Raw genomic sequence first — 18,905 nt, forward strand, 5'->3', positions numbered from 1 at the left:
CGATCCGTTCATTCTGAGCCTTGATGCGCTGTTCGCTTTCCTTGACAGCGGTCAGATCGTACCAGAACGAGATGGAGCCGAGGATGTTTCCGTCGGGGTCATAGAAGGGGGTCGTACTGATATCAACGTGATATTTCTTGCCTGAAGGCGCAGTGTATTCGACTTCGCGGTTATATGCGGTTCGTTCTTTGATCGCCTTGTCGGAAAGGGTTTCCCGGTTGCGGTCATTCCAGAAGAATTCGCCGGACTGCATGCCTACATAGTCTTCGGGGGATTTGGTTTTTTCAAGCATGGTGCAGACCTGCTTGTTGGTCCAGAGCATCTTGAAATCCGGACCGACTATGCCGCAGGGAGTGGGAATACCGTTCAGAACCCCTTGAGCAAAGCCAAGCCTGTTCTTCAGTTCCCCCACCATGGCGGTGACGGAATGCACCGTTTCGCCGATGGCGTCATTGGCCGTGTACTCGCTGCGGGCGTTGAGATCGCCTTCGGCAATGCGCTTGGTAACGACGGAAAGGTCGTTCAGGGGGCGCAGCAACAGGCGGATAATGAAGGAGAACAGTACGATTGCGGCAAGGGCTCCGCCGATGATGATGGCAGACGAGGCAAACATCGCTTTGTCGTCGGCACCGAGGTACATCTTCTTTTCAGGCAGCGCAAAGCCGATGTGCCAGTCCCAGGGCTCGTAGTAGCGTTTGTAGGCGATGTGGTCGACGCCGTCCTTCATGAAATGCAGGAACCCTTCCTTGGAGTCGAGAAAAGCCTTGCCGTGATCCAGTTCGGTGATTGCGGCGTCTGTTTCAAGGTTCTTTCCGTAGACGTATTTGCCGTTGGAAAGGGTGATGACGGTTTCGCCTTCACCGTCATAGGAAAGCTTTTCAATGACGGACTTGAGTTCCGGAGTCATCATGTTACGTCCAACGTAAATGACGGCCACGATCTTGCCATCTTCATCCTTGATGGGCTTGTACGCCGTAACATACCAGTCGTTTACCACAAAGGCTTTGCCACGGAAGGTTTCGCCCTTCATGATGGTTTTGTAGACAGGGCTGTCTGCAGGGATATAGGTGCCCACTGCACGGGAGCCGTCCAGTTTCTTCACGTTGGTGGAAACGCGGAGCAGTTTGCCGGGAAGAACCTGGAAAATGGTGGCCGTGCCGCCAAGGGTCTTCTGAACCTGATCCACCAGCATGAAGTTGTTATTCATGGTGATGCCGGTAAGACCGTCCCCGATTTGCAGGGTGGGAATGGTGACCTCTTCTTTTTCCTTGGTCACCTGATTCACGATTGTCGTCGTTATGGTTTCATCTTCCGATATGAACAGGGAGCCGAGGGACTTGATGTCCCGCTCCATGACGACGAGGTCGGAATCAAGCTTTTCCTGCGTGATCTTGTTCTGCAATTCGATGGTGTCTTCCAGTTCTATGAGCAGGGAAGAGATGAAGCGTTGGCCGAGGATGTGAAGGGTGCTTTTGGAGGTCGCATAGAAGTACACGCCGGAAATCAGGAGCATGGCAACCACAGTCGCAACAATGCTGAGGAGGAGTTTTCTGTTGAAGTTGAGTTGCACGGAGACCTCCAGTATCGAATGTGTTTCGGCAAAGGTGAACGGACTGGGCTGGTGTAGCTCCTGTCCCGATTGACGCAATACGCAATGAACCCATCAGGCAATATGCAGCAAGAAATGGTTTGCCTGTTGCTACAACATGTTGTCAAGGCAGAGATTTTTTCCTTCGGCTCCACTGCGGAAGGGCCGATGAAAATACTACCATCCTTTTTTGCCGCCGAAATAGGGCTTGGCGTACCCCTCGTCGATAAGCAGGGTGGAAAGACTGATCTGCTGTATTACCACATCGGCGATCAGGCGGAAATATTTACCCCTTTTTACATCTTTGAGGCGAACTTTCTTTCCCTGCAGCAGAGTGGTTACGAAGGATTTAGCCTGTTGCGCGAGAGCCCGTTTTTCAGGGCGCTTGTCGTGAAGCTCCGGTGTATCGCATCCGGAAATGCGAATGCCGATATTCTTTCCGATCACTGGAGGAAGATCGGGAATATCCACAATGATGGTGTCACCATCCACCACCCGTACAACGACTGCCTCCATGTCCCCGTAGTTTGTCTCATGCGCCTTTGCAGCTGTAGGATAGACAAGCAGGCAGACCAGCAGGACGAGGGCAGGCAATCCGTTGGCTGAGGTGGTGGATTTGAGAAACATAAATATAGATAATTATATATTCACAACCATGTCAACGGACAGCGGGCAAGTTCTCTTTTCTTTCATAAGATGAATAAGGAATGCTATTTGCAAAAAGTCCTGAGTGCAGGCAAAAAAATGGCGCTGCCAATGATGACAGCGCCATTTGGGTCGCAGATTTTTGCAGGATGGGGTTACCCGAAGACTTCTTCCTTGGTGACGGCTTCGGCTTTGACGCGATCCAGCAGTTCAGCGAAGACTTCCTTGACGTTCTCGCGGATGTCGCCGGCAACAATGAGGAAGAGTAGATCGTCACCGGGTTGGAGTTCGCCTTCGTTGGCCTCGGCAACGATGCGGAAGATGCCTTCGCGTTGCTGCATCTCCTTGCATATGGCGGCGATTCTGTCATGATCGGGCTTAACACGCACTGCCACGACGTTGTTCTTGTCTTTGCGGGACCAGCTGCGGACAACCCCGTTGTGAATGAGCATCATGCCTACATGGTCTGCAAAGCCTGGCTCACGTTTCAGGTCTGCAAGGGCCTTGTTGATATCCATAAAACCTCCGCGATCGTAAGAATGGGATAGATAATGGCCAGATTGTCCTCACTGCTTAGCAAACTCCCGCAGTTCAAGGAAGCCCGAATGGTGGCGGCCGGTTATGGCCTTTGGACAAGCTGGGATGGTGATCTGAACCTTTCCATTACCCAGACTCTTCAGGATTACGGTGGGTTGCTACTTGCTAACGAACGCGATCAGGCCGTCTGGTTTTTCTTTTCCACAGATGTTTTTCTTGCGCTTGCCCGTCTGGAAATATGGGGGAAGTTCAATAAACTGCCCGTATTTGCACAGATATTTCCTGCCAAACTGCTTTTCAGCAGTAAGCGTGAAATTAATCTTTCCGTTGATACGGTGATATCGGCCCAGACCTCCATCGTACCGGAGGATCTGGAAATATGGGTTCATCCCAAGGCTCGAGAAGATGGCAAAGGTCTTCCCGGCTTTTCATTTGTGGAGACCAAGCCCTATACCGGCCTTGCTTCCCTTCACTGGTTCCTCTTCCACGCGGACCCGCGGTTGCCGTATCAGTCTCAACTGGGTTGGTATGGGGTGCTGAAGCCGCTGGGCAATCCTCTGGAAAAGGGATTTCAAGCTGGTTGGCGAGAATTCTTCAAGGAAATTGAAGAGATATTTCAGCGACTCAAGATCAAGTTCATGCTGTTTGAGAACTATGTGTTCTTTCAGCTTGAAAATTTGCGCACGCTCCGCTTGTGGTGCAAGGATTATCTGACCGCCATCGCCTCGTTGAAGGAATCAAACCCTGAGCGTTACTGGCCCTGTGTACAGGCATTGGTGGACCGCAAGGGGCTCAACTTCAATAACGAGCTGCACAAGAAAGTACGCCTTGACTGGGATCAGCTGGTGCCTGATTTCCCGCATATGAGTTACCGCAACGCCTATCTCATGGGCGAAGGTTTCGAGGTTCACGATACGCGTTTCAACGTGGAATCGAGCAGCGTGGACGACTGGTGCAATATCAACATGTCCACCCTGGGCGAGGATGCGGTGGGCATGCTGCCCGTTGTCATTTCCAACAGGCTTGTAGCCGGGGCGAACAACCACTGCTTCTACTGCGGCATGCGGACGCATGAACCTGCCGCCTGTCCCACGCGAAGGCTGGAAGAGTTGGACTTGGGGATTTGGCGGAAGGTTGCCGCCATGGATTTTGATACCTTCAATTCCGGCTTCAAGGGTATTGAAGATGCCCTTCAGGGCGACGTGCATGAAGGTATTGCAGCCATCATGGGACGGGATGGGTTGGATAGCCTGATTCTCAAGTCCGTTTTCGCTGTCACCGATACCTTTCAACTGCGTATGATGCGGCGCATGTGGCTTGCGCGCGGCAAGGATTATCCTGCCGGGATAGAAGATCAGGCCCCCCGCGACGAAAATCCTGTCTGGGGTGTGCTGAATACCCTGTTGGCGGGTGAGCATATCCATGCCGAAAAGGAACTGCAGCAGATTCAGATCCGCTATCCCAGAGACTTCCGGTCCCGTACCATCAACGGCTTCATCGCCATGGAGCGCGGTGACCTTGTCCGTGCCCAGCAGCTGTGGAAGGAGGCGGAATCCTTCTGCACTTCGCCGTTGCTGCAGGCCTATCACGTATTCCTGCAGGCGAGAAACCTCGAAATACAGGGGCGTTTTCAGCAGGCAAGCAACATGTACAAGCAGGTCATGCGTCTTTGTCCCATGTGGCTTGAGGCGTTGTATCGACAGGCCGTGTGTCAGGTGAAGATGGGCTTTGCCGATCAGGCTATGGGATTCCTGCTGGGGCTGATTGAAAAAGACCCCAACATGTTCAATCGCGTGTTACTGGATCCTGAAATGGAGCGTGGCCACATTCAGATTCTGTCTTCCCTTAATATTCCATGGACCGAAGCCGAAACACAGGCCGGAAGGATGCGTGAAGGGCTTGAGAAGCTGCGGCTGGATATTGCCATGTGGTTCCCTGAGGAGCACCCCTTTGCGGAGCAGGCATCGGCCCGTATAAGCCGTCTGCTGCAACTGGCGGAGGTGAAGAATTTTGTATCCTTCATGGGGCTGGTGCAGGGGCGTGAGCGCATTGATCGCGACTTGCAGATCCGCGTGAATCAGGAAGCCAGAGATCTGAAACAGAAGTTCAAATACTTCATGGACCGGCTTACGTACATACGCGACGAGGCCGCATGGTTCCCCTTCCCGAAGATCCTGATGGAATTCAACAAGCAGTACAACCTGTGCGCCGCCAACCTCAACTGGGCCCTGAAGACCCATTTTCAGGTGGCGGAAACCTTCAAGCGTGCGCAGAAGATGGCAGAGCAGGAGGAGGAACGGCTTGTTCTGCTCGAGGGCAGGCTGCGGTTCCTTCGTGTGGTGCGCGATGCCACGTTGTTCATGCTTATTTTGGGCAAGACGTTCTTCTGGCTGGAACTGGCCTTTCTGCTGCTCACTCTCGTTGGCTTGCCGCTGACCATTTACTACGGGCAGACCAGTGGCGCGGAATGGGCCACTGGCTTGCTTGTGAAGCAGAAATGGCAGATTCAGAAGGGGCTTATCATCATTCTTTCCGTGTTCGCTCTTGGCTTGGCCGCTTTGCGGACAGCCGTGGTGTTCGAGAAAACCCGTGAAAAGCTGTTCCGAAAGGCCAGAGGACAGGGCTAACGGTTCTGGCACCGATGGACGTACGGTTCAGGTGCCGCATCCTCTCCCTAATCTGCCCTTGTAATTGCCACTGCAGGTGAAGCCGTCTGGCTTTTCCCGTGGTCACTTATTCGGCGAACTCTGTCCGGCGTGTCCTGTTGTCAGGCTGCCGCCCAGATAGACCGTACTTCCTGAATAAGCGCGGCAATGAGAGGATCATCCTTTCTGGCCGTGAGGCAGGCTATGCTGAGCGGTACGCTGAGCGGTTCATCCCACGCCCCTGCCAGACCTTCCGTTTCCAGCAGTTCCGCCATGTCTCTCCGCAGGATGGACGCGCCTTTGCCATTGGCCACCATCTCCCTGACAATGGCTTCATCCAGAGCATCCGCAACGGGGTGGGGCTTTACACCGTGTTCGGCCATCCTGTCGGCAACAAGCTTGTGGAAAGGGCAGTCGCAGGTTGTCCAGAGCCACGGCAGTTCCGCCAGGGTTTTCCATGTGAAGTCGGACACCTTGTCCACCCGCTTGAGAAAGCGGGTGGGAATGACCACGGCCAGCGGCACGTCGGCCAGAAAGGTTTCCGAGATGCCTTCATCGCGGCTGATGCCGAAGCGGAAACCCGCATCCAGAACCCGTTCATGCAGCAGGCTGGTTGTAGCCAGCGTCTGCGAGGTGATGAACTCAAGCATGAGGGCGGGATAGAGCTTTTCCATCCGGGAATCGAGCGTTCGCATGCGCAGAAAGAGGGGGTCTGTGTTCAGCCCTATGGTTAGCGATCCGCTCAATTCCGTATTCAACCTGCCCGCCGCGACTTTCATGGAGTCTGCGGCATCCAGTATCATGCGTGCCTGACTGAGCAGTGTCTTGCCGTTTACGGTTAGCTGCATGCCCCGCGCCTTCCGTTCGAAAAGGATGACGCCGAGGGATTCTTCCAGTCCGCGAATCTGTGTGCTGAGCGCGGATTGGCTTATATGCAGCACCCGTGCCGCCTTTGTCAGATTCTGCTCCCGGGCGACACACACGAATGAACGAAGCTGATTGAGTTCCACGCAACCTCCCTTGGCGTTGCTTGAGCCCTCGGATCGGGGTTGGAGCTGAGTTGCATGCAGCGTTCTGCAGAACAGAATGCTGCCTTCGGATAATTCTGTTGGAAAGAATGCTCCTGACCGGGCCATACTGCAAAAACATCATGTATTGCAAGGAGTGGCGTTGTGAAGAATGGCAAACTGGGTCCTTTCATGCTGAGCGGATTGATGGTCGGTCCGGTGCTCGGTTCCGGCATATTCATTCTGCCGCCTCTGGTGCAGCAAGCGGCGGGAGAATGGGCCGTTCCCGCATGGCTGGTAACCGTGTTCCTGAACGCCGTGTTCGCCTTTGTATTCGGTTTTCTCTCCATTCAGTTTCCGGGCAACGGCGGGGTGGCAGATGCAATTGCCCATGTGTTCGGAGCCAGAGCCAAACGGCTTGCTTCGTATTATCTCATCTCCGCAGTCATATTCGGTCCTGCGGCGGTGTTGCTGACCATTGCGCAGTATCTGCCCCTGCCGTGGCTGGATACAGTTCCCGGAGGGCGCATGGGAGTGGCGCTTTGTCTGGTTCCTTTCGGCTTCATCCTGTTGCTGCAGCGTATCCGTGCCATAGGCACTATCGCACTTGTGGTTTCATCCGTATCGGCTGTGCTGCTCTTCGCAGGCAGTGTGCTGGTCGTGCTTACCTATGGAGAGGGCATGCCCCTTGTTCCGCGTCCGGCCAGCTTCGACGCGGGCGTTTTCGGTCACAGCTTGCTTATGCTGTTCTGGATCATCGTGGGGTGGGAGGTGGTGGGGAACTACAGCGGCGATGTTGATGGCCCGAAGCGGACCATCCCCCGTGCGGTCATGGGCAGCGTGGCGGCCGTTACAGCCGTTGAGCTGTGTGTTGCCTTTGCCATGCAGGCACAGGCGGTACCGCAGCAGGCGGGGTATGGCGTAGCGCGGATGCTGTATCCCATGTTCGGACCGTATGGTGGCCTTGTATGCTCTCTGCTTGTGACAGCCTTGTGCGTGACGACATACCTGATGTTTGTGGGTGGTGTGGCCCGTCTTATGGCCTCTCTTGCCGATGACGGTGCGCTGCCTGCGGCGTTCGGCAAAACAAGGGGCGGCGTGCCGGTTGTCTCTGTGGCCGCCCTGTGCCTGATGCAGGCAGGATCGCTGGTGGCTTGTCTGTCCGGTCTTGCCCGTCTGGAGTCGCTTGTGGCCATTGCCAGCGGCTTCTTTCTTGCCAATGCGCTGATAGGCATCGGCACTGGAATCGTCATGCTGTCACGCATGTGGAAGCGCGTCTGTGCAGCCTTGCTGGCAGTGGTGCTGCTTGTCGTGTTCGGGCAGTCGGAATGGTTTGTCCTGTTTGCAGTGGGCGTATTGGCCATCTGGTGTTTGAAGCCGGTTTCGCGTGTGGTTTCCGGTGAGGAATCCGTGACAGGCAGATAGATTTTTTCTGCAAGGAGAAGGACATTCCTCTCGTGAGGTTTACATCCTGACGGTGAGGTCTTACAGTGCCTTCGATCTGTGCCGGTTTGATCAAACGGTCAAATACGTGCGCAGTACAGCGCATGTTGAACAGGTTGCCCTCTGCGGTTGGTTTAGCAGCCGTATGCAGGGCAATGCTCCAAGTGAAAACGCCACTACCGACAGGAGTCACTGACAATGTCCAAGTCCATCAAGGGAACCCGTACGGAGCAGAACCTGCTGAAGTCCTTTGCAGGTGAATCTCAGGCCCGCAATCGTTACACCTACTTTGCCGCAATCGCCCGCAAGGAAGGCTATGTACAGATTTCTCATATCTTTGAAGAAACCGCTGACCACGAGAAGGAACACGCCAAGCGCATGTTCAAATTCCTTGAAGGCGGCGAGGTGGAGATTACCGCAACCTATCCCGCAGGCAAGCTCGGCACCACGCTGGAGTGCCTGAAGGCTGCTGCGGACGGTGAACACGAAGAGTTTGTTTCCCTGTATCCTGAATTTGCCCGCATTGCCGACGAAGAAGGCTTGCCCGACGTGGCGGAAATGTATCGCAGCATCTGCGTGGCAGAGGAATACCATGAAGAGCGCTACCGTGCGTTGATCAAGAATATCGAAACCGGTCACGTGTTCCGCAAGGACTCCGAAATCGTGTGGCGTTGCCGTAACTGCGGCTACAACCATAAGGGAAGCGAAGCACCTGTTCAGTGTCCGGCATGCGTGCATCCGCAGGCCCATTTTGAAGTCAAGGCGACCAACTGGTAGCAGCCTGTGTTGTGAAAAGGCGGAAACTCTGCCTATGGAATTGGAAAAGCCGGAAGCGTATGCTTCCGGCTTTTTGTTTCATGTAGCCTTGGGGATTGCTCGTCTTGCAGGATGAGGTTTCTGCCTGCCGAACTATTCTCCGCGCAGTTCGTTCAGATGCGTACGGGCGAATTCGATGGATGGATCGATGTCCAGTGCGGCCGTCAGGTATTCCTCGGCCTCGGCACGCTGGTCAAGGAACTTGCAGCACAGCCCGAGGTTGGCAAGGTCGATGGCCGAGCCCTTGTCCAGATCCTTGATGAGCGTGCGGAAGTCGTCCGCGGCTTCGGCGTACATGCCCAGTTTGAAGCGTGTGACGCCGCGGAAGTTGAAGTATTCCTTCATTTCGGGGCACAGCGCCACGGCGCGGTCCAGACCGGACAGGGCTGCTTGCCAGTCTTCTTTCAGCGTATGGCAATAGCCGCTGTAGAAGGCGGCCAGCCCCTGCGCATCGGCTTCGGGCTGCAGCGGTTCGGCCTGTTCGAAGAAGGTGCAGGCCTCGTCAAAGGCTTCTGCGCGCAGGGCGAGCATGCCCTTGAAGAAGGGCAGGAAGTGGGCGTTGGGATAGATGTCTTCCAGCGCAGACAGTCCTCGTGCTGCCGTGGGAGCGTCGCATTCTTCGCTGAGAATGCGGCCCACAAAGAGGCCGAGGCTGGCGTTCTTGTCGCGTTCGCGGAACTGGAAGCCGGGAACGATGTTGTAGTTGGCGGAAACGTTCAGTTCCGGATTGGTGGTCTGAATGGAGAAGAGGCTGTAGCCTTGCGTCTGCAGACCGCGAACGAGCGCCATGAGTTCTTCGTAGATGTCGCCGTTTTCCACCGTGGGCAGTTCATCAAGATTGACCTGCGGGCCATCCAGCAGCCAGCCCAGTTCCTCCGTGCGTGCGTACTTGGGCAGGCCGGAGGCTTCGTAGCAGGCTCCGGATTCAAAGTCGCCTGCAAGCTGGGCTACTTCTGTCAGGGCTCGTACGGCGGCCTTGACGGGGGAGGAGGCTGTGCCGGCGGTATAGACGATCTCCGACTGGTAGGGGAAGGTGGCCGGGTCCCATGCAATGGCAGCGACTGTGGGGACGGGCATGCCCTGCGAGAAGTCCTTGAGGATGACGACAATGCCGTTATCCGTGAACTTGCTGTAGAGATTCACCAGCACCGGATCGGTGAAGGAAGCGGGGCTGATGGTGGGCACGGGCTTGCCTGCGCGGTCTATGACGCAGCAGACATGGCGTTCCACCAGTTCGCAGGCTCCCTGAAAGATGGATTCCTCATCGGTGTTGCCCGCGGATGAGCCGTTGAATTCGCCCAGCTTGCGGAACCAGTCCAGCGGAATGATGCGCTCTTCGCCGGTGTGAACGTCCGTGGCGGGACAGAACCACCATTCGGTCAGATCCATCACGCGGGCGGCTTTATCATGAGGCAGCGATTCGGAGACGGACTGCAGAATAACGTCCATGCCGATCAGTTTGTCGCCAAAGCGCGTTGCCGCTTCCGTCCAGGTGCAGCGTACCATGTCTGGTTTGCGTTCCCAGAAGGTCCAGTAGCTGTAGCGCTCCATCAGCTCCATCAGGGCAGAGGCTTCGGCCTGCTCCACGGAAGCGCCTTTGCCCATCTGCTTGCGGGTGGGCATGAACTTGCGGGCGTCCGCACCGCATACGGAAAGAAAGACGGGGATATCAAGGCGACCCGTGTCGATACGGCGGGTTTCCGCCAGAATCTGTGTTTCCAGTTCGGCGAGGCGGGCTTTCACGCGGGCCACGGTCTCTCCGGGAGTCATGACCTTGTCCTGATCGGCGGTGTAGTGCTTGGGGCAACTTGAAAGTCGTATCATGCTATTTGGCTCGCAATCTGTGGATGGTAAACAGGGCGCGGTCTGCGCTGTCTTCGTTTCCTGCGGTGGTTTTGGCGCCTACGGTCTGTTCCTGCATGCGGAAATCACGCTCTGCAAGCTTGAAGAATTTCTTGGCCTTGCGGCGGTAGTCCTTAGCAAGGATCGCCTCCGCTTCGGGACGCTTTGCGAGGTGGTGGTTGATGAACTTGACCAGCGCACGGTGCAGGGGCTCAAGATACAGAATCTCGGCTCCCACGATGTAGTCGAAGCTGCGATCCATGCGGGTGGTCTGGATGTCTACCTTGCGGACGGAGACCCGGTCTTCCATGCCGTTCTGCAGTACGTTGATACGTGCAAAGAGCAGTGCGTCTTCGTTGATGTCCGAAATCACCACCTCGGAAAAGCCCTGTGTGGCGGCTATGAGGCCAGTTACGCCGCAGCCTGCGCCTATTTCCAGCAGGGATTTGTCTTTGGAGGGGGCATGGCGCAGAAAGTGGCCCAGCATGAAGGCGGCAGGCCATATCTTGGCCCAGAGTGGCAGAGCGCTCAAAGCGTCTTCCTTGATGGTGGGAACAAGGTTGTCGAGATATTCCTTCATGTTCTGCACCTGCAGAACCTCGATTTGGGCATCTCCCACGGCCAAAGGCTCGAACGCAACCTCAAAGCGTTGACGGGCCATATCAAGTAGTTCGTCCAGCGGTGCATCCAGACGGTATTGCATAGTGTTTCCTTGGCTATGTATAGGGGCCCGCAGCGGCAACCCCACGTCGCCGTTAGGCGGGCACACAGGGTTCATGCACTATGCGGAACGATTGTGCAAGGCACATGCTGGGAGAAGAAAGGGTAAACGGGTATGGGGTGCCTGGAGGGAGAACAGAATACTCTGGCAGGAGATGTTGCTGGCAGGGGGCTGACCTTGCTGCCTTTTTCTGATAGATGAAGTCATGGCGCCAGCCGCCGAAATGTAACAGCGAATTACGCAGGAGAACTCATGGAAAATCCGTACGTACTGCTCGAGACCACCTTGGGCGATATTCTCATAGAACTGCTGCCGGAAAGTGCGCCCAAGAGCGTAGCCAACTTCCTGCAGTATGTGGACGCCAAGCATTATGATTACACCATCTTTCACCGCGTTATCCGTGGTTTCATGATTCAGGGCGGAGGGTATGACAACCGCCTGCAGCGCAGAGAGGCACTGCCTCCTGTGGAGAACGAAGCCAAGGGCGGTCTTTCCAACCTGAAGGGTACCGTGGCTCTGGCCCGTGCCACGGAGAAGGACTCCGCCAGCGATGAATTTTTCATCAACGCGGAAGACAACCTCGACCTCGACCATATGGACGACACTGATGAGAACTACGGCTACACCGTGTTCGGTCGTGTTGTGGAAGGTATGGATGTCGTGAAGAAGATCAACTGGAAGGTTACCAAGCCCCGTAACGACTTTGACGACCTGCCGGTGGATGACATCGAGATCATTTCCGCACGTCGGTTCGAATAGAATCAAGAAGAATAAGTGATGTATTCAAGGCGGTCTTCGGGCCGCCTTTTTTTGTGCGTTGAGTGAGGCACCACCGCAGTTCGGGATAACGACGGGGGGCTGCAGCGTTCAGGCTAAAACGCAAAAGAAGAGGGCCGGTCATGGACCGGCCCTGAAATCTGGAGCGGGAAACGGGATTTGAACCCGCGACTTCAACCTTGGCAAGGTTGCACTCTACCACTGAGTTATTCCCGCTAAGGAATATATGTTTGCCTTTCGGCTGTCCGACGAGTGGAGCGGGAAACGGGACTTGAACCCGCGACCTTCAGCTTGGGAAGCTGACACTCTACCACTGAGTTACTCCCGCGCTCTATTAAGGTGCTCCAACCCCGTTCGGGGTAAAAGCTGGCGGGGTTACCGCCAGCCTTGATGTCTGGAGCGGGAAACGGGATTTGAACCCGCGACTTCAACCTTGGCAAGGTTGCACTCTACCACTGAGTTATTCCCGCGTTATGGAGGCGGCATCCAGATTTGAACTGGAGAATGGAGGTTTTGCAGACCTCTGCCTTACCACTTGGCTATGCCGCCTCATATTCGGCGATGTTTTGAACACAGTCCTTGCAGGCGCTGTATCCGTTTGGAATCAAGAGTGATTCCCTCTCGCCGGAGAGCCTTTTGCCTGAACCCGATTTGGATTGCAAGCTTTTTTTTCACTTTTTTTTCTCCGCCGATTTTCCTGCTCTGAAGAAGCGGTACTCGTCGTTGGGGAAGCAGGTAATTGCCATAGCTGGCGCAACTTGTCAATCGTTTGGGCCAGCTATTTCAGAAGTACCCGCAAGAGGTTCGGACCTTCTCATCTTATATGATGCAAAGGGGATGACACGTCGTTGCGAGGAGGGGGGGGCGTGTCATCCCCTTTGCCAGGGGCTGATGCATGCAGTGGACAGTTAGAACGAGTAGCTTACGCCCAGCGAAAATCCGGGAGCACCGTCAATGTCCAGTTTCTTGCGTTCATCGCCGTCGGAATCATAGACCTTCATGGTACGGGCGAAATGGTAATCCATTCCGCCGGAAAACGAGAGCTCGGGGGTTACGTCGTATTCGGCCCGCACTCCACCTTTCCAGCCGGAGAATTCAACAAATCCTTCGCGCTCAACCTTGCTGTCATCCGCAAGGCGATAGATGTCTCCTGTCCTGGTGACGTCGCCGACAAGACGGAACTCTTTGCTGAACGCGTAGCCGGCTTCCACGCCCTCCAGTCCGAGCGAGCCGAATGCCCCGAGGCCGTTTGTTCCTCTGCCGTCGTAGTCGATGGAAAGGACAGGGAAGAGGGCATTTTCGATCGAGTGGAAGGCGATGCCCGCACCAGCGGATATGCTGATGGTGTCAGTTATGGCATAGGTGAGTCCCCCTGTTGCCATGGCACCAAAGGAGTCGTTCATGTCCGATTCAAAGGCGCTGGAGATTCCGCCATGCACGAACCAGCCCCATGTATCGTTGATCCGGTCCGAATAGCCGCTCGAGAGGGCGAGCGTGTGCATTGTTTCCCACGGATCGTCTCCGTTCGTCCCCAGAGGCAGGCGAGAGGCTTTGCTCCAGTCGTATTTGTCCTGCGTGTAGCTGAAGTCCAGATAGGGAATGCTGAACCCGGTCGTGAATCCGGTAATTCCGAAAGAGCCCTCATTCGATTCCACATCGGCTTCGCCGATGTAGTGGCCTTCTGCGAATACAGAGTAGGGAGTGTCCTCGCCTGCAGCATAAGCCGGGGTGTACAGCGCGAGAACCATCAGAATGGAAAGTAGTCGTTTGGAAAAGAGCATGTGAACCTCGTTGGTGTTTATTTATGGCGGTGTAGCCGGCGGGGGGCATTGCATCCGGTTTTGAATGGGGGAGAAGGGATGCAGGTGATACCGGCTACACCGGGCAGACTTGCGAACCATATTGTCTATTCTGATAAAAAGTATGAGTGATGAGGTCAAAAACTGATAAATATCGTTAGAAATCGTAAAAATGTGTAAAAAAGAACTGAAGAAATAAACTCCCTTTTACTTGTGACCATTCATGTAGTAGGAGGTTTGACTATTGTAAGTCTTGCAGTGTTACTGCAAAAAAGGGGGCAGTAATGGAACCGCGGTATAAGGTTTTACTGTTTGATGACGATGTTAAGCTGCAGTCTTTGTTGACGGAATATCTGCAAGGGGCAGGCTTTGAGGTTCAGTGCAGGCAGAACGGCCTTGATGCCGTTGCCGCTCTTCGTTCTGTTCAGCCGTCCATAGTCATTCTGGATATCATGATGCCGGGCAAGGATGGCCTTGCCGTACTGCGCACCATTCGCGCCGAGTCACAGGTGCCCGTTATCATGCTTACTGCGCGTGGTGATGATGCCGACCGCATTGTCGGATTGGAACTGGGGGCGGATGATTATCTGGCCAAGCCCTTCAATCCCCGGGAGCTGCTGGCACGCATGCGCGCCGTGTTGCGGCGAGTGGATCTGGCCGTTCCCTGTGTCTCGACCAGTACGGTGGAATGCGCAGGCCTTGTGCTGAACACCGGTCGACAGGAACTTGTCATTGGTGAGACGGTTGCCGCTCTTTCTCCCACGGAGACCAAGCTTATGGCGGAGCTTATGCGCCAGCCCAATACCGAGTATTCCCGCGATGATCTCATGACCCGAGTGTGGGGCAGGGAGTTCAACGCCTATGACCGTTGTATAGACGTTCATATCTCCAAACTGCGTTCCGTGCTGAAGTCGCATCCCGAGCATTCCGAGCGGATTCGTACAGTATGGGGCAAGGGCTACATGTTTTTGGCATAAGAATGCGGATCAATAGTCTTTATACCAAGATTCTGCTGAGTTTCTTCACTGCGCTTGCGGTGGTTCTGGTATTCATTATCGTGCTGTTCATTGTCTTTGTGGAAGACAAGTTCGATGAGCATGTGGAGAATGAATTGCTTGCGGCTTTCCGGCTTACAAGCATGAGCATCAACTTGATAGCGAGCGATGACAGCTTGAGTGATGCCGATGCTCATGCCGATCTGCAGCGCTTTATTGATGATCTTGATGTCGCCTTTACAGGCATGGTCTGGCTTGAGAAGCCGGATGGCAGCCTGTTCATATCCTCCCGTCCTCAACCTGTCCCGAAATTTACCCTTGGTGAGACAAAGACCAAGGATAAGCTGCTGTATGCGCATGTCGACGATGTGCCCGGCGTCAATTTCTACTTTGCGTATCCCGTACGTTTTTTTGGCTACAACGGGACATTGGGCATGCTCTGCCGTGACGATATCTATAATAAGGACGCTGCTCCGGTTTTTCTGATGATCGTTGAAGTGGTGGGGGTAATAACCCTTCTTCTGGCTTTTCCCGTGGTTCGTCGCATAACCGTTCCCCTGCGTAAGCTGGAGGAGGGAGCGTTGCGCTGCGCCTCTGGCGACCTTTCATACCGCGTGGATATCAAACGGGGCGATGAGGTTGGCAGGGTAGCCCGTGCCTTCAATGTCATGGCGGACAGTGTGGAAAAGATGCTGCGTATGAAGCAGGAGCTTATGGCTAATGTTTCGCACGAAATGCGCAGTCCGCTGGCACGGATGCGCGTTGCGCTTGAGCTTGCCGAACTGCGCATGGGCGAGGGGCGGAATGATGAGGCAAGGCGTCATCTTCTGGCTATCAGCGATGAAGTGGAGGATCTTGATTCCGCTATCGGCGGTGTTATCGAGTTGAGCCGTTTTGACGCCGGTGCCGGCCAGAAGGTCTTTTCCAGATGCGACCTCGCAGAGATGATGCGCGGCATGCTGCAACGCTATGTTCCCGCAATCGAGATGAAGCAATTGGAGCTGGAGTGTGATTTGCCGGAGCAGATGGAGCTTGAGTGCCAGAAGGAGGCACTGAATGCTGTCATCAAGAACCTGCTGGAAAATGCCGTGAAGTTTACCGAGCAGAGCGGTTTCATACGGCTTGAGCTTTTTGAGGGATGGGGCGATGTGGTGTTCTCTGTGGCGAACAGCTACAGGCGCTTGTCGGAGAAGGAGCTGGGTATCATTTTTCAACCCTTCTCTCGTGCCGTGGGCGAAGATGTTCAAGGCACCGGACTAGGGTTGGCTCTTGTGGAACGGATTGTCACTGAACATGGGGGCAAGGTTGTGGCGCAGAACATTCGTGACGGCGTTCGGTTTGTTGTCCGTCTGCCCCGGGAGAGATGTAAGCATGAAGGGAGCTGTTGCACGGGCTAGTGTGCCGATTGGAGTGCGCCCTTTGATGTGTTGTGCTTTTCTGCTGATGCAGCAAAAGAAAAACCCCCGATAGAGGAATCGGGGGCTTTTTTGTATGTGTGCCATACACAGAGTCGTAAGGCCATGTATGGCTTAGTCGCATAAGTGGAGCGGGAAACGGGATTTGAACCCGCGACTTCAACCTTGGCAAGGTTGCACTCTACCACTGAGTTATTCCCGCTCGTTGTGGCCGGACTTGCCGTCCGACGAGGAGGGGTTATAGGCAAAGAGGGGCAGGTCGTCAAGAACATTTTGAGATTTTTTTGCTACGATAAAAACATTCATTGCTTTAATGTGTTATGCGTGTTTTGAGAATGAGTTTTATATGGCGATATCCAGGAAGAGACGGTATAACTAGCTGTAGATGCAGGAATCAGTCTGTACTTATATGCCTGAATGCTTATTCTAAGCATGATGCATAGGGCGGGATAGTCGCAATGTGTATACTCTTTTGTCTATCTTGTCGGTATGTTGGGGTTTTTGAGTCGAAATCAAGTAGTGCTTTACTTTTGTCCCAGCATTGGTATATGCCTGTGTGCTCAGTTATAAAAGGGCTGGCGACGTGGTTCTACCCAATTCTTTTTTTGCAGTTCACTGAGCCGTGAACCATGCCGAGGAGGATAGTATGGAACAGAAAGACCTGGATTATTTCCGTGAGCTCCTGCAAGACATGCTGGAAGAAGCCCAGCAGAAAGGGGATGCCACTCTCGATGAGCTGACCGACAGCAACGAAATGTTTGCTGATCCTGCTGATAGGGCTACTGCTGAATCCGATCGCGCGTTTACCCTGCGTATCCGTGACCGCGAGCGCAAGTTGATCAAGAAGATCCGTTCCGCCATCGGTCGTATGGAAGACGGAACCTTCGGCGTTTGCGACGAGTGTGGGGACGACATCGGTGTGCCGCGCCTCAAGGCCCGTCCTGTGACCAAGTTGTGTATCAACTGTAAGAGCAAGCAGGAAGAAGACGAACGCGAACGGGCTGACTAGCCTGCAGGCTTGAGTCTCCATGGATGCACACGTATTCCGACGCCTTGCCGCAGAATTGGCAATGGTGTTGACCGGGGCCAGAATAGAGCGCTTTTTCGCTCCGGCTCCGGATATAACGACATTAGTTCTTTATGCCGCCGGCCTGAAGCAGAACCTTTTGCTTCGGGCCGGTCGTCGTTTTCCCCTTCTTCTGCTTTCTGCGGAACGTCCTGAAAATCCGGATGCACCTCCGGCTCATGTCATGTGGCTACGCAAACATGCCGGTGGGCGGCGTGTGGGAACACCCGTTGTCGACTGGGTGAACCGTCGCATGGCCTTGCCTCTTTCCGGCACCCCTTTGCGCTGGCTCGTGCTGAGCCTGCGTGATGGCGTGACTGTAACGGATTCTCTGGAGGAGGGCTTTGGCGATGTGCCGGAATGGCCGGAACATGCGGATTTTGCTTCCATCCTTGAGCAGCGCGATGTCTGGGCAGCCTATCCGCAATATACACCTTTGCTTCGCGAGACACTTGCCCACCTGCTTACGGAAGACCCCATGGACGCCCGTGCGTTGCTTGCCGATCTTGAATACGGCCCCGGCGACTGTACCGGAGAAGTCTTTGTGTACAGCCGGGAGAGTGTGCCGGAGTTGGTTAGCGTGTGGCCTCTGCCCTCAGCCCAGCGAAAGGGACTGGAGGAGGTTGTTGCATCCTCGGCTTTGGAGGCAATGAATCTTCTTGGCGTGCAGTCTCTCTTCGGGGGGATGGTGCGTCAGAAGGCTGCTCAGGAAAAGGCGCCGGTCAATGCGGCTGTAAAGCGTCTTCGCAAGACGTTGAAGAAGCTTGATGCCGAAGAGCGGCGTTTGTCAGGCATGATCGCCGGACAAGCAGATGCCTTGGCCATTCAGGCCGAACTCTGGCGGTTGGGCGTGGACAGCAAGGCTGCCTCGGTGAACGTGTGCGGAGTTGACGGGACGGAACGGAGTATCGCCCTTGATCCTTTGCTGACGTTGCGGGAGAATATGGAGCGTATGTTCCATCAGGCCATGCGGGGTAAACGTGGCATCGGCATTCTTAACGAGCGCAGGGAGAAGCTGCGCCAGCAGATTGAAGAGTTTGAGCGGGGAGAGGGGGATCCTTCCTCCGTGTTGCCTGCCAAGGGAAGAACGACAGGGAAGAAAGGGCGCCCAGTGCCTGCGCCCCACCCGGACAGCAAGTTGTATCAGCGGTTCCGCAGCTCTGATGGGTTCCTCATGCTGCGTGGTCGAAATGCCAAGGGCAATCATGAGATACTGAACAAGGCCATGCCCCATGACCTGTGGTTTCATGCGGAAGATGGCCCCAGTGCCCATCTGGTACTGCGTCTTGAGTTTCCGGGACAGGAAGTTCCGGAGCGAAGCCTTGTGGAAGCTGCCCAGCTGGTCGGCGTGAAGAGCTGGCAGCGTGATGCCGGTCAGGCGCGGGTCATGTGTGCCATAGTCCGCCATGTTCGCAAGGTTAAAGGGGCTGCCGTTGGAGCCGTGCATGTGGGCAGGATGGAACGTTCTCTGCTGGTTGATCTTGTCGATGGTCTGGAAGATGGTCTGGCTCTGGATGCTGGGAAATCATGAAGGCGTATTGAGCGTGGGCTCAGGTCATAAAGTTGTTGTTGACTGAGGGGAGTGTGCGTGTATCCTGTATAGTATGGT

The 18,905-nt window shown here is 54.9% G+C and carries 14 protein-coding genes, 5 tRNA genes and 1 pseudogene; 8 read left to right on the forward strand and 12 right to left on the reverse strand.

Features of this window, described 5'->3' with window-relative positions; genetic code table 11:
- Positions 1 to 52: 52 nt before the first annotated feature.
- The 3 genes and pseudogenes from N1030_RS17690 to N1030_RS03135 form a co-directional block, all read right to left on the reverse strand.
- Positions 53 to 1,513, reverse strand: a pseudogene (locus tag N1030_RS17690) (Cache 3/Cache 2 fusion domain-containing protein); the annotation flags it as partial.
- A 252-nt stretch (positions 1,514 to 1,765) separates the two neighbouring features.
- Positions 1,766 to 2,215 (reverse strand): thermonuclease family protein, encoded by a 450-nt coding sequence (locus N1030_RS03130; protein WP_265827608.1) that lies wholly within the window; start codon positions 2,213 to 2,215, stop codon positions 1,766 to 1,768.
- Positions 2,216 to 2,388: 173 nt separating this feature from the next.
- Complete coding sequence (locus N1030_RS03135) at positions 2,389 to 2,751, reverse strand: molybdenum cofactor biosynthesis protein MoaE (RefSeq protein WP_265827609.1); 363 nt, start codon at positions 2,749 to 2,751, stop codon at positions 2,389 to 2,391.
- Between the two features lie 33 nt (positions 2,752 to 2,784).
- Between N1030_RS03135 and N1030_RS03140 the strand changes: the two genes are divergently transcribed.
- Positions 2,785 to 5,397: a tetratricopeptide repeat protein gene (locus N1030_RS03140; protein ID WP_265827610.1), complete on the forward strand. Its 2,613-nt coding sequence runs from the start codon at positions 2,785 to 2,787 to the stop codon at positions 5,395 to 5,397.
- Positions 5,398 to 5,537: 140 nt separating this feature from the next.
- Here the strand turns inward: N1030_RS03140 and N1030_RS03145 are convergent, their stop codons facing one another.
- Complete coding sequence (locus N1030_RS03145; RefSeq protein WP_265827611.1) at positions 5,538 to 6,425, reverse strand: LysR family transcriptional regulator; 888 nt, start codon at positions 6,423 to 6,425, stop codon at positions 5,538 to 5,540.
- 162 nt (positions 6,426 to 6,587) lie between these two features.
- Between N1030_RS03145 and N1030_RS03150 the strand changes: the two genes are divergently transcribed.
- A complete protein-coding gene (locus N1030_RS03150; protein WP_265827613.1) occupies positions 6,588 to 7,847 on the forward strand; it encodes an APC family permease in 1,260 nt (419 codons plus the stop codon).
- 216 nt (positions 7,848 to 8,063) lie between these two features.
- Positions 8,064 to 8,642 carry a rubrerythrin gene (rbr, locus tag N1030_RS03155; RefSeq protein ID WP_265827614.1) on the forward strand — a complete coding sequence of 193 codons (579 nt, stop codon included), beginning with the start codon at positions 8,064 to 8,066 and terminating at the stop codon, positions 8,640 to 8,642.
- A 132-nt stretch (positions 8,643 to 8,774) separates the two neighbouring features.
- On the opposite strand, the gene N1030_RS03160 is transcribed toward rbr, so the two are convergent.
- The gene (locus tag N1030_RS03160) at positions 8,775 to 10,505 is read right to left on the reverse strand and encodes a YcaO-like family protein (RefSeq protein WP_265827615.1); all 1,731 of its coding nucleotides are present in this window, start codon (positions 10,503 to 10,505) and stop codon (positions 8,775 to 8,777) included.
- A 1-nt stretch (position 10,506) separates the two neighbouring features.
- Positions 10,507 to 11,226, reverse strand: coding sequence for a class I SAM-dependent methyltransferase (locus N1030_RS03165; RefSeq protein WP_265827617.1), 720 nt, complete (start codon positions 11,224 to 11,226; stop codon positions 10,507 to 10,509).
- A 270-nt stretch (positions 11,227 to 11,496) separates the two neighbouring features.
- Here N1030_RS03165 and N1030_RS03170 point away from each other — a divergent pair, with 270 nt between their 5' ends.
- On the forward strand, positions 11,497 to 12,003 hold the full coding sequence (locus N1030_RS03170; protein ID WP_265827618.1) for a peptidylprolyl isomerase: 507 nt from the start codon (positions 11,497 to 11,499) through the stop codon (positions 12,001 to 12,003).
- A gap of 159 nt (positions 12,004 to 12,162) precedes the next feature.
- Here the strand turns inward: N1030_RS03170 and N1030_RS03175 are convergent.
- The 5 genes from N1030_RS03175 to N1030_RS03195 form a co-directional block, all read right to left on the reverse strand.
- Positions 12,163 to 12,237, reverse strand: a tRNA-Gly gene (locus N1030_RS03175).
- 37 nt (positions 12,238 to 12,274) lie between these two features.
- Positions 12,275 to 12,349: transfer RNA gene (locus N1030_RS03180), tRNA-Gly, on the reverse strand.
- 67 nt (positions 12,350 to 12,416) lie between these two features.
- Positions 12,417 to 12,491, reverse strand: a tRNA-Gly gene (locus tag N1030_RS03185).
- Between the two features lie 4 nt (positions 12,492 to 12,495).
- Positions 12,496 to 12,570: transfer RNA gene (locus N1030_RS03190), tRNA-Cys, on the reverse strand.
- Between the two features lie 359 nt (positions 12,571 to 12,929).
- Positions 12,930 to 13,802, reverse strand: coding sequence for a hypothetical protein (locus N1030_RS03195; RefSeq protein ID WP_265827619.1), 873 nt, complete (start codon positions 13,800 to 13,802; stop codon positions 12,930 to 12,932).
- A gap of 302 nt (positions 13,803 to 14,104) precedes the next feature.
- Here N1030_RS03195 and N1030_RS03200 point away from each other — a divergent pair, with 302 nt between their 5' ends.
- Entirely contained in the window at positions 14,105 to 14,797 is a 693-nt protein-coding gene (locus tag N1030_RS03200) for a response regulator (RefSeq protein WP_265827620.1), read from the forward strand.
- 2 nt (positions 14,798 to 14,799) lie between these two features.
- Positions 14,800 to 16,212: a HAMP domain-containing sensor histidine kinase gene (locus N1030_RS03205; protein ID WP_265827621.1), complete on the forward strand. Its 1,413-nt coding sequence runs from the start codon at positions 14,800 to 14,802 to the stop codon at positions 16,210 to 16,212.
- 145 nt (positions 16,213 to 16,357) lie between these two features.
- Here the strand turns inward: N1030_RS03205 and N1030_RS03210 are convergent.
- Positions 16,358 to 16,432: transfer RNA gene (locus tag N1030_RS03210), tRNA-Gly, on the reverse strand.
- A 444-nt stretch (positions 16,433 to 16,876) separates the two neighbouring features.
- Here N1030_RS03210 and dksA point away from each other — a divergent pair.
- Positions 16,877 to 17,239: an RNA polymerase-binding protein DksA gene (gene dksA, locus N1030_RS03215; RefSeq protein ID WP_265827622.1), complete on the forward strand. Its 363-nt coding sequence runs from the start codon at positions 16,877 to 16,879 to the stop codon at positions 17,237 to 17,239.
- A gap of 19 nt (positions 17,240 to 17,258) precedes the next feature.
- Positions 17,259 to 18,827: an NFACT RNA binding domain-containing protein gene (locus N1030_RS03220; protein WP_265827624.1), complete on the forward strand. Its 1,569-nt coding sequence runs from the start codon at positions 17,259 to 17,261 to the stop codon at positions 18,825 to 18,827.
- The last annotated feature ends 78 nt before the right edge of the window (positions 18,828 to 18,905 follow it).

The organism is Desulfovibrio mangrovi, from assembly GCF_026230175.1.
Classification (GTDB): domain Bacteria; phylum Desulfobacterota; class Desulfovibrionia; order Desulfovibrionales; family Desulfovibrionaceae; genus Halodesulfovibrio; species Halodesulfovibrio mangrovi.

Bases quoted from the DNA above. Each gene is read 5' to 3' on its own strand.
- N1030_RS03130 (WP_265827608.1), bottom strand. From the start codon at position 2,215: ATGTTTCTCAAATCCACCACCTCAGCCAACGGATTGCCTGCCCTCGTC.
- N1030_RS03135 (WP_265827609.1), bottom strand. From the start codon at position 2,751: ATGGATATCAACAAGGCCCTTGCAGACCTGAAACGTGAGCCAGGCTTT.
- N1030_RS03140 (WP_265827610.1), top strand. From the start codon at position 2,785: ATGGCCAGATTGTCCTCACTGCTTAGCAAACTCCCGCAGTTCAAGGAA.
- rbr (WP_265827614.1), top strand. From the start codon at position 8,064: ATGTCCAAGTCCATCAAGGGAACCCGTACGGAGCAGAACCTGCTGAAG.
- N1030_RS03160 (WP_265827615.1), bottom strand. From the start codon at position 10,505: ATGATACGACTTTCAAGTTGCCCCAAGCACTACACCGCCGATCAGGAC.
- N1030_RS03165 (WP_265827617.1), bottom strand. From the start codon at position 11,226: ATGCAATACCGTCTGGATGCACCGCTGGACGAACTACTTGATATGGCC.
- N1030_RS03170 (WP_265827618.1), top strand. From the start codon at position 11,497: ATGGAAAATCCGTACGTACTGCTCGAGACCACCTTGGGCGATATTCTC.
- N1030_RS03195 (WP_265827619.1), bottom strand. From the start codon at position 13,802: ATGCTCTTTTCCAAACGACTACTTTCCATTCTGATGGTTCTCGCGCTG.
- N1030_RS03200 (WP_265827620.1), top strand. From the start codon at position 14,105: ATGGAACCGCGGTATAAGGTTTTACTGTTTGATGACGATGTTAAGCTG.
- N1030_RS03205 (WP_265827621.1), top strand. From the start codon at position 14,800: ATGCGGATCAATAGTCTTTATACCAAGATTCTGCTGAGTTTCTTCACT.
- dksA (WP_265827622.1), top strand. From the start codon at position 16,877: ATGGAACAGAAAGACCTGGATTATTTCCGTGAGCTCCTGCAAGACATG.
- N1030_RS03220 (WP_265827624.1), top strand. From the start codon at position 17,259: ATGGATGCACACGTATTCCGACGCCTTGCCGCAGAATTGGCAATGGTG.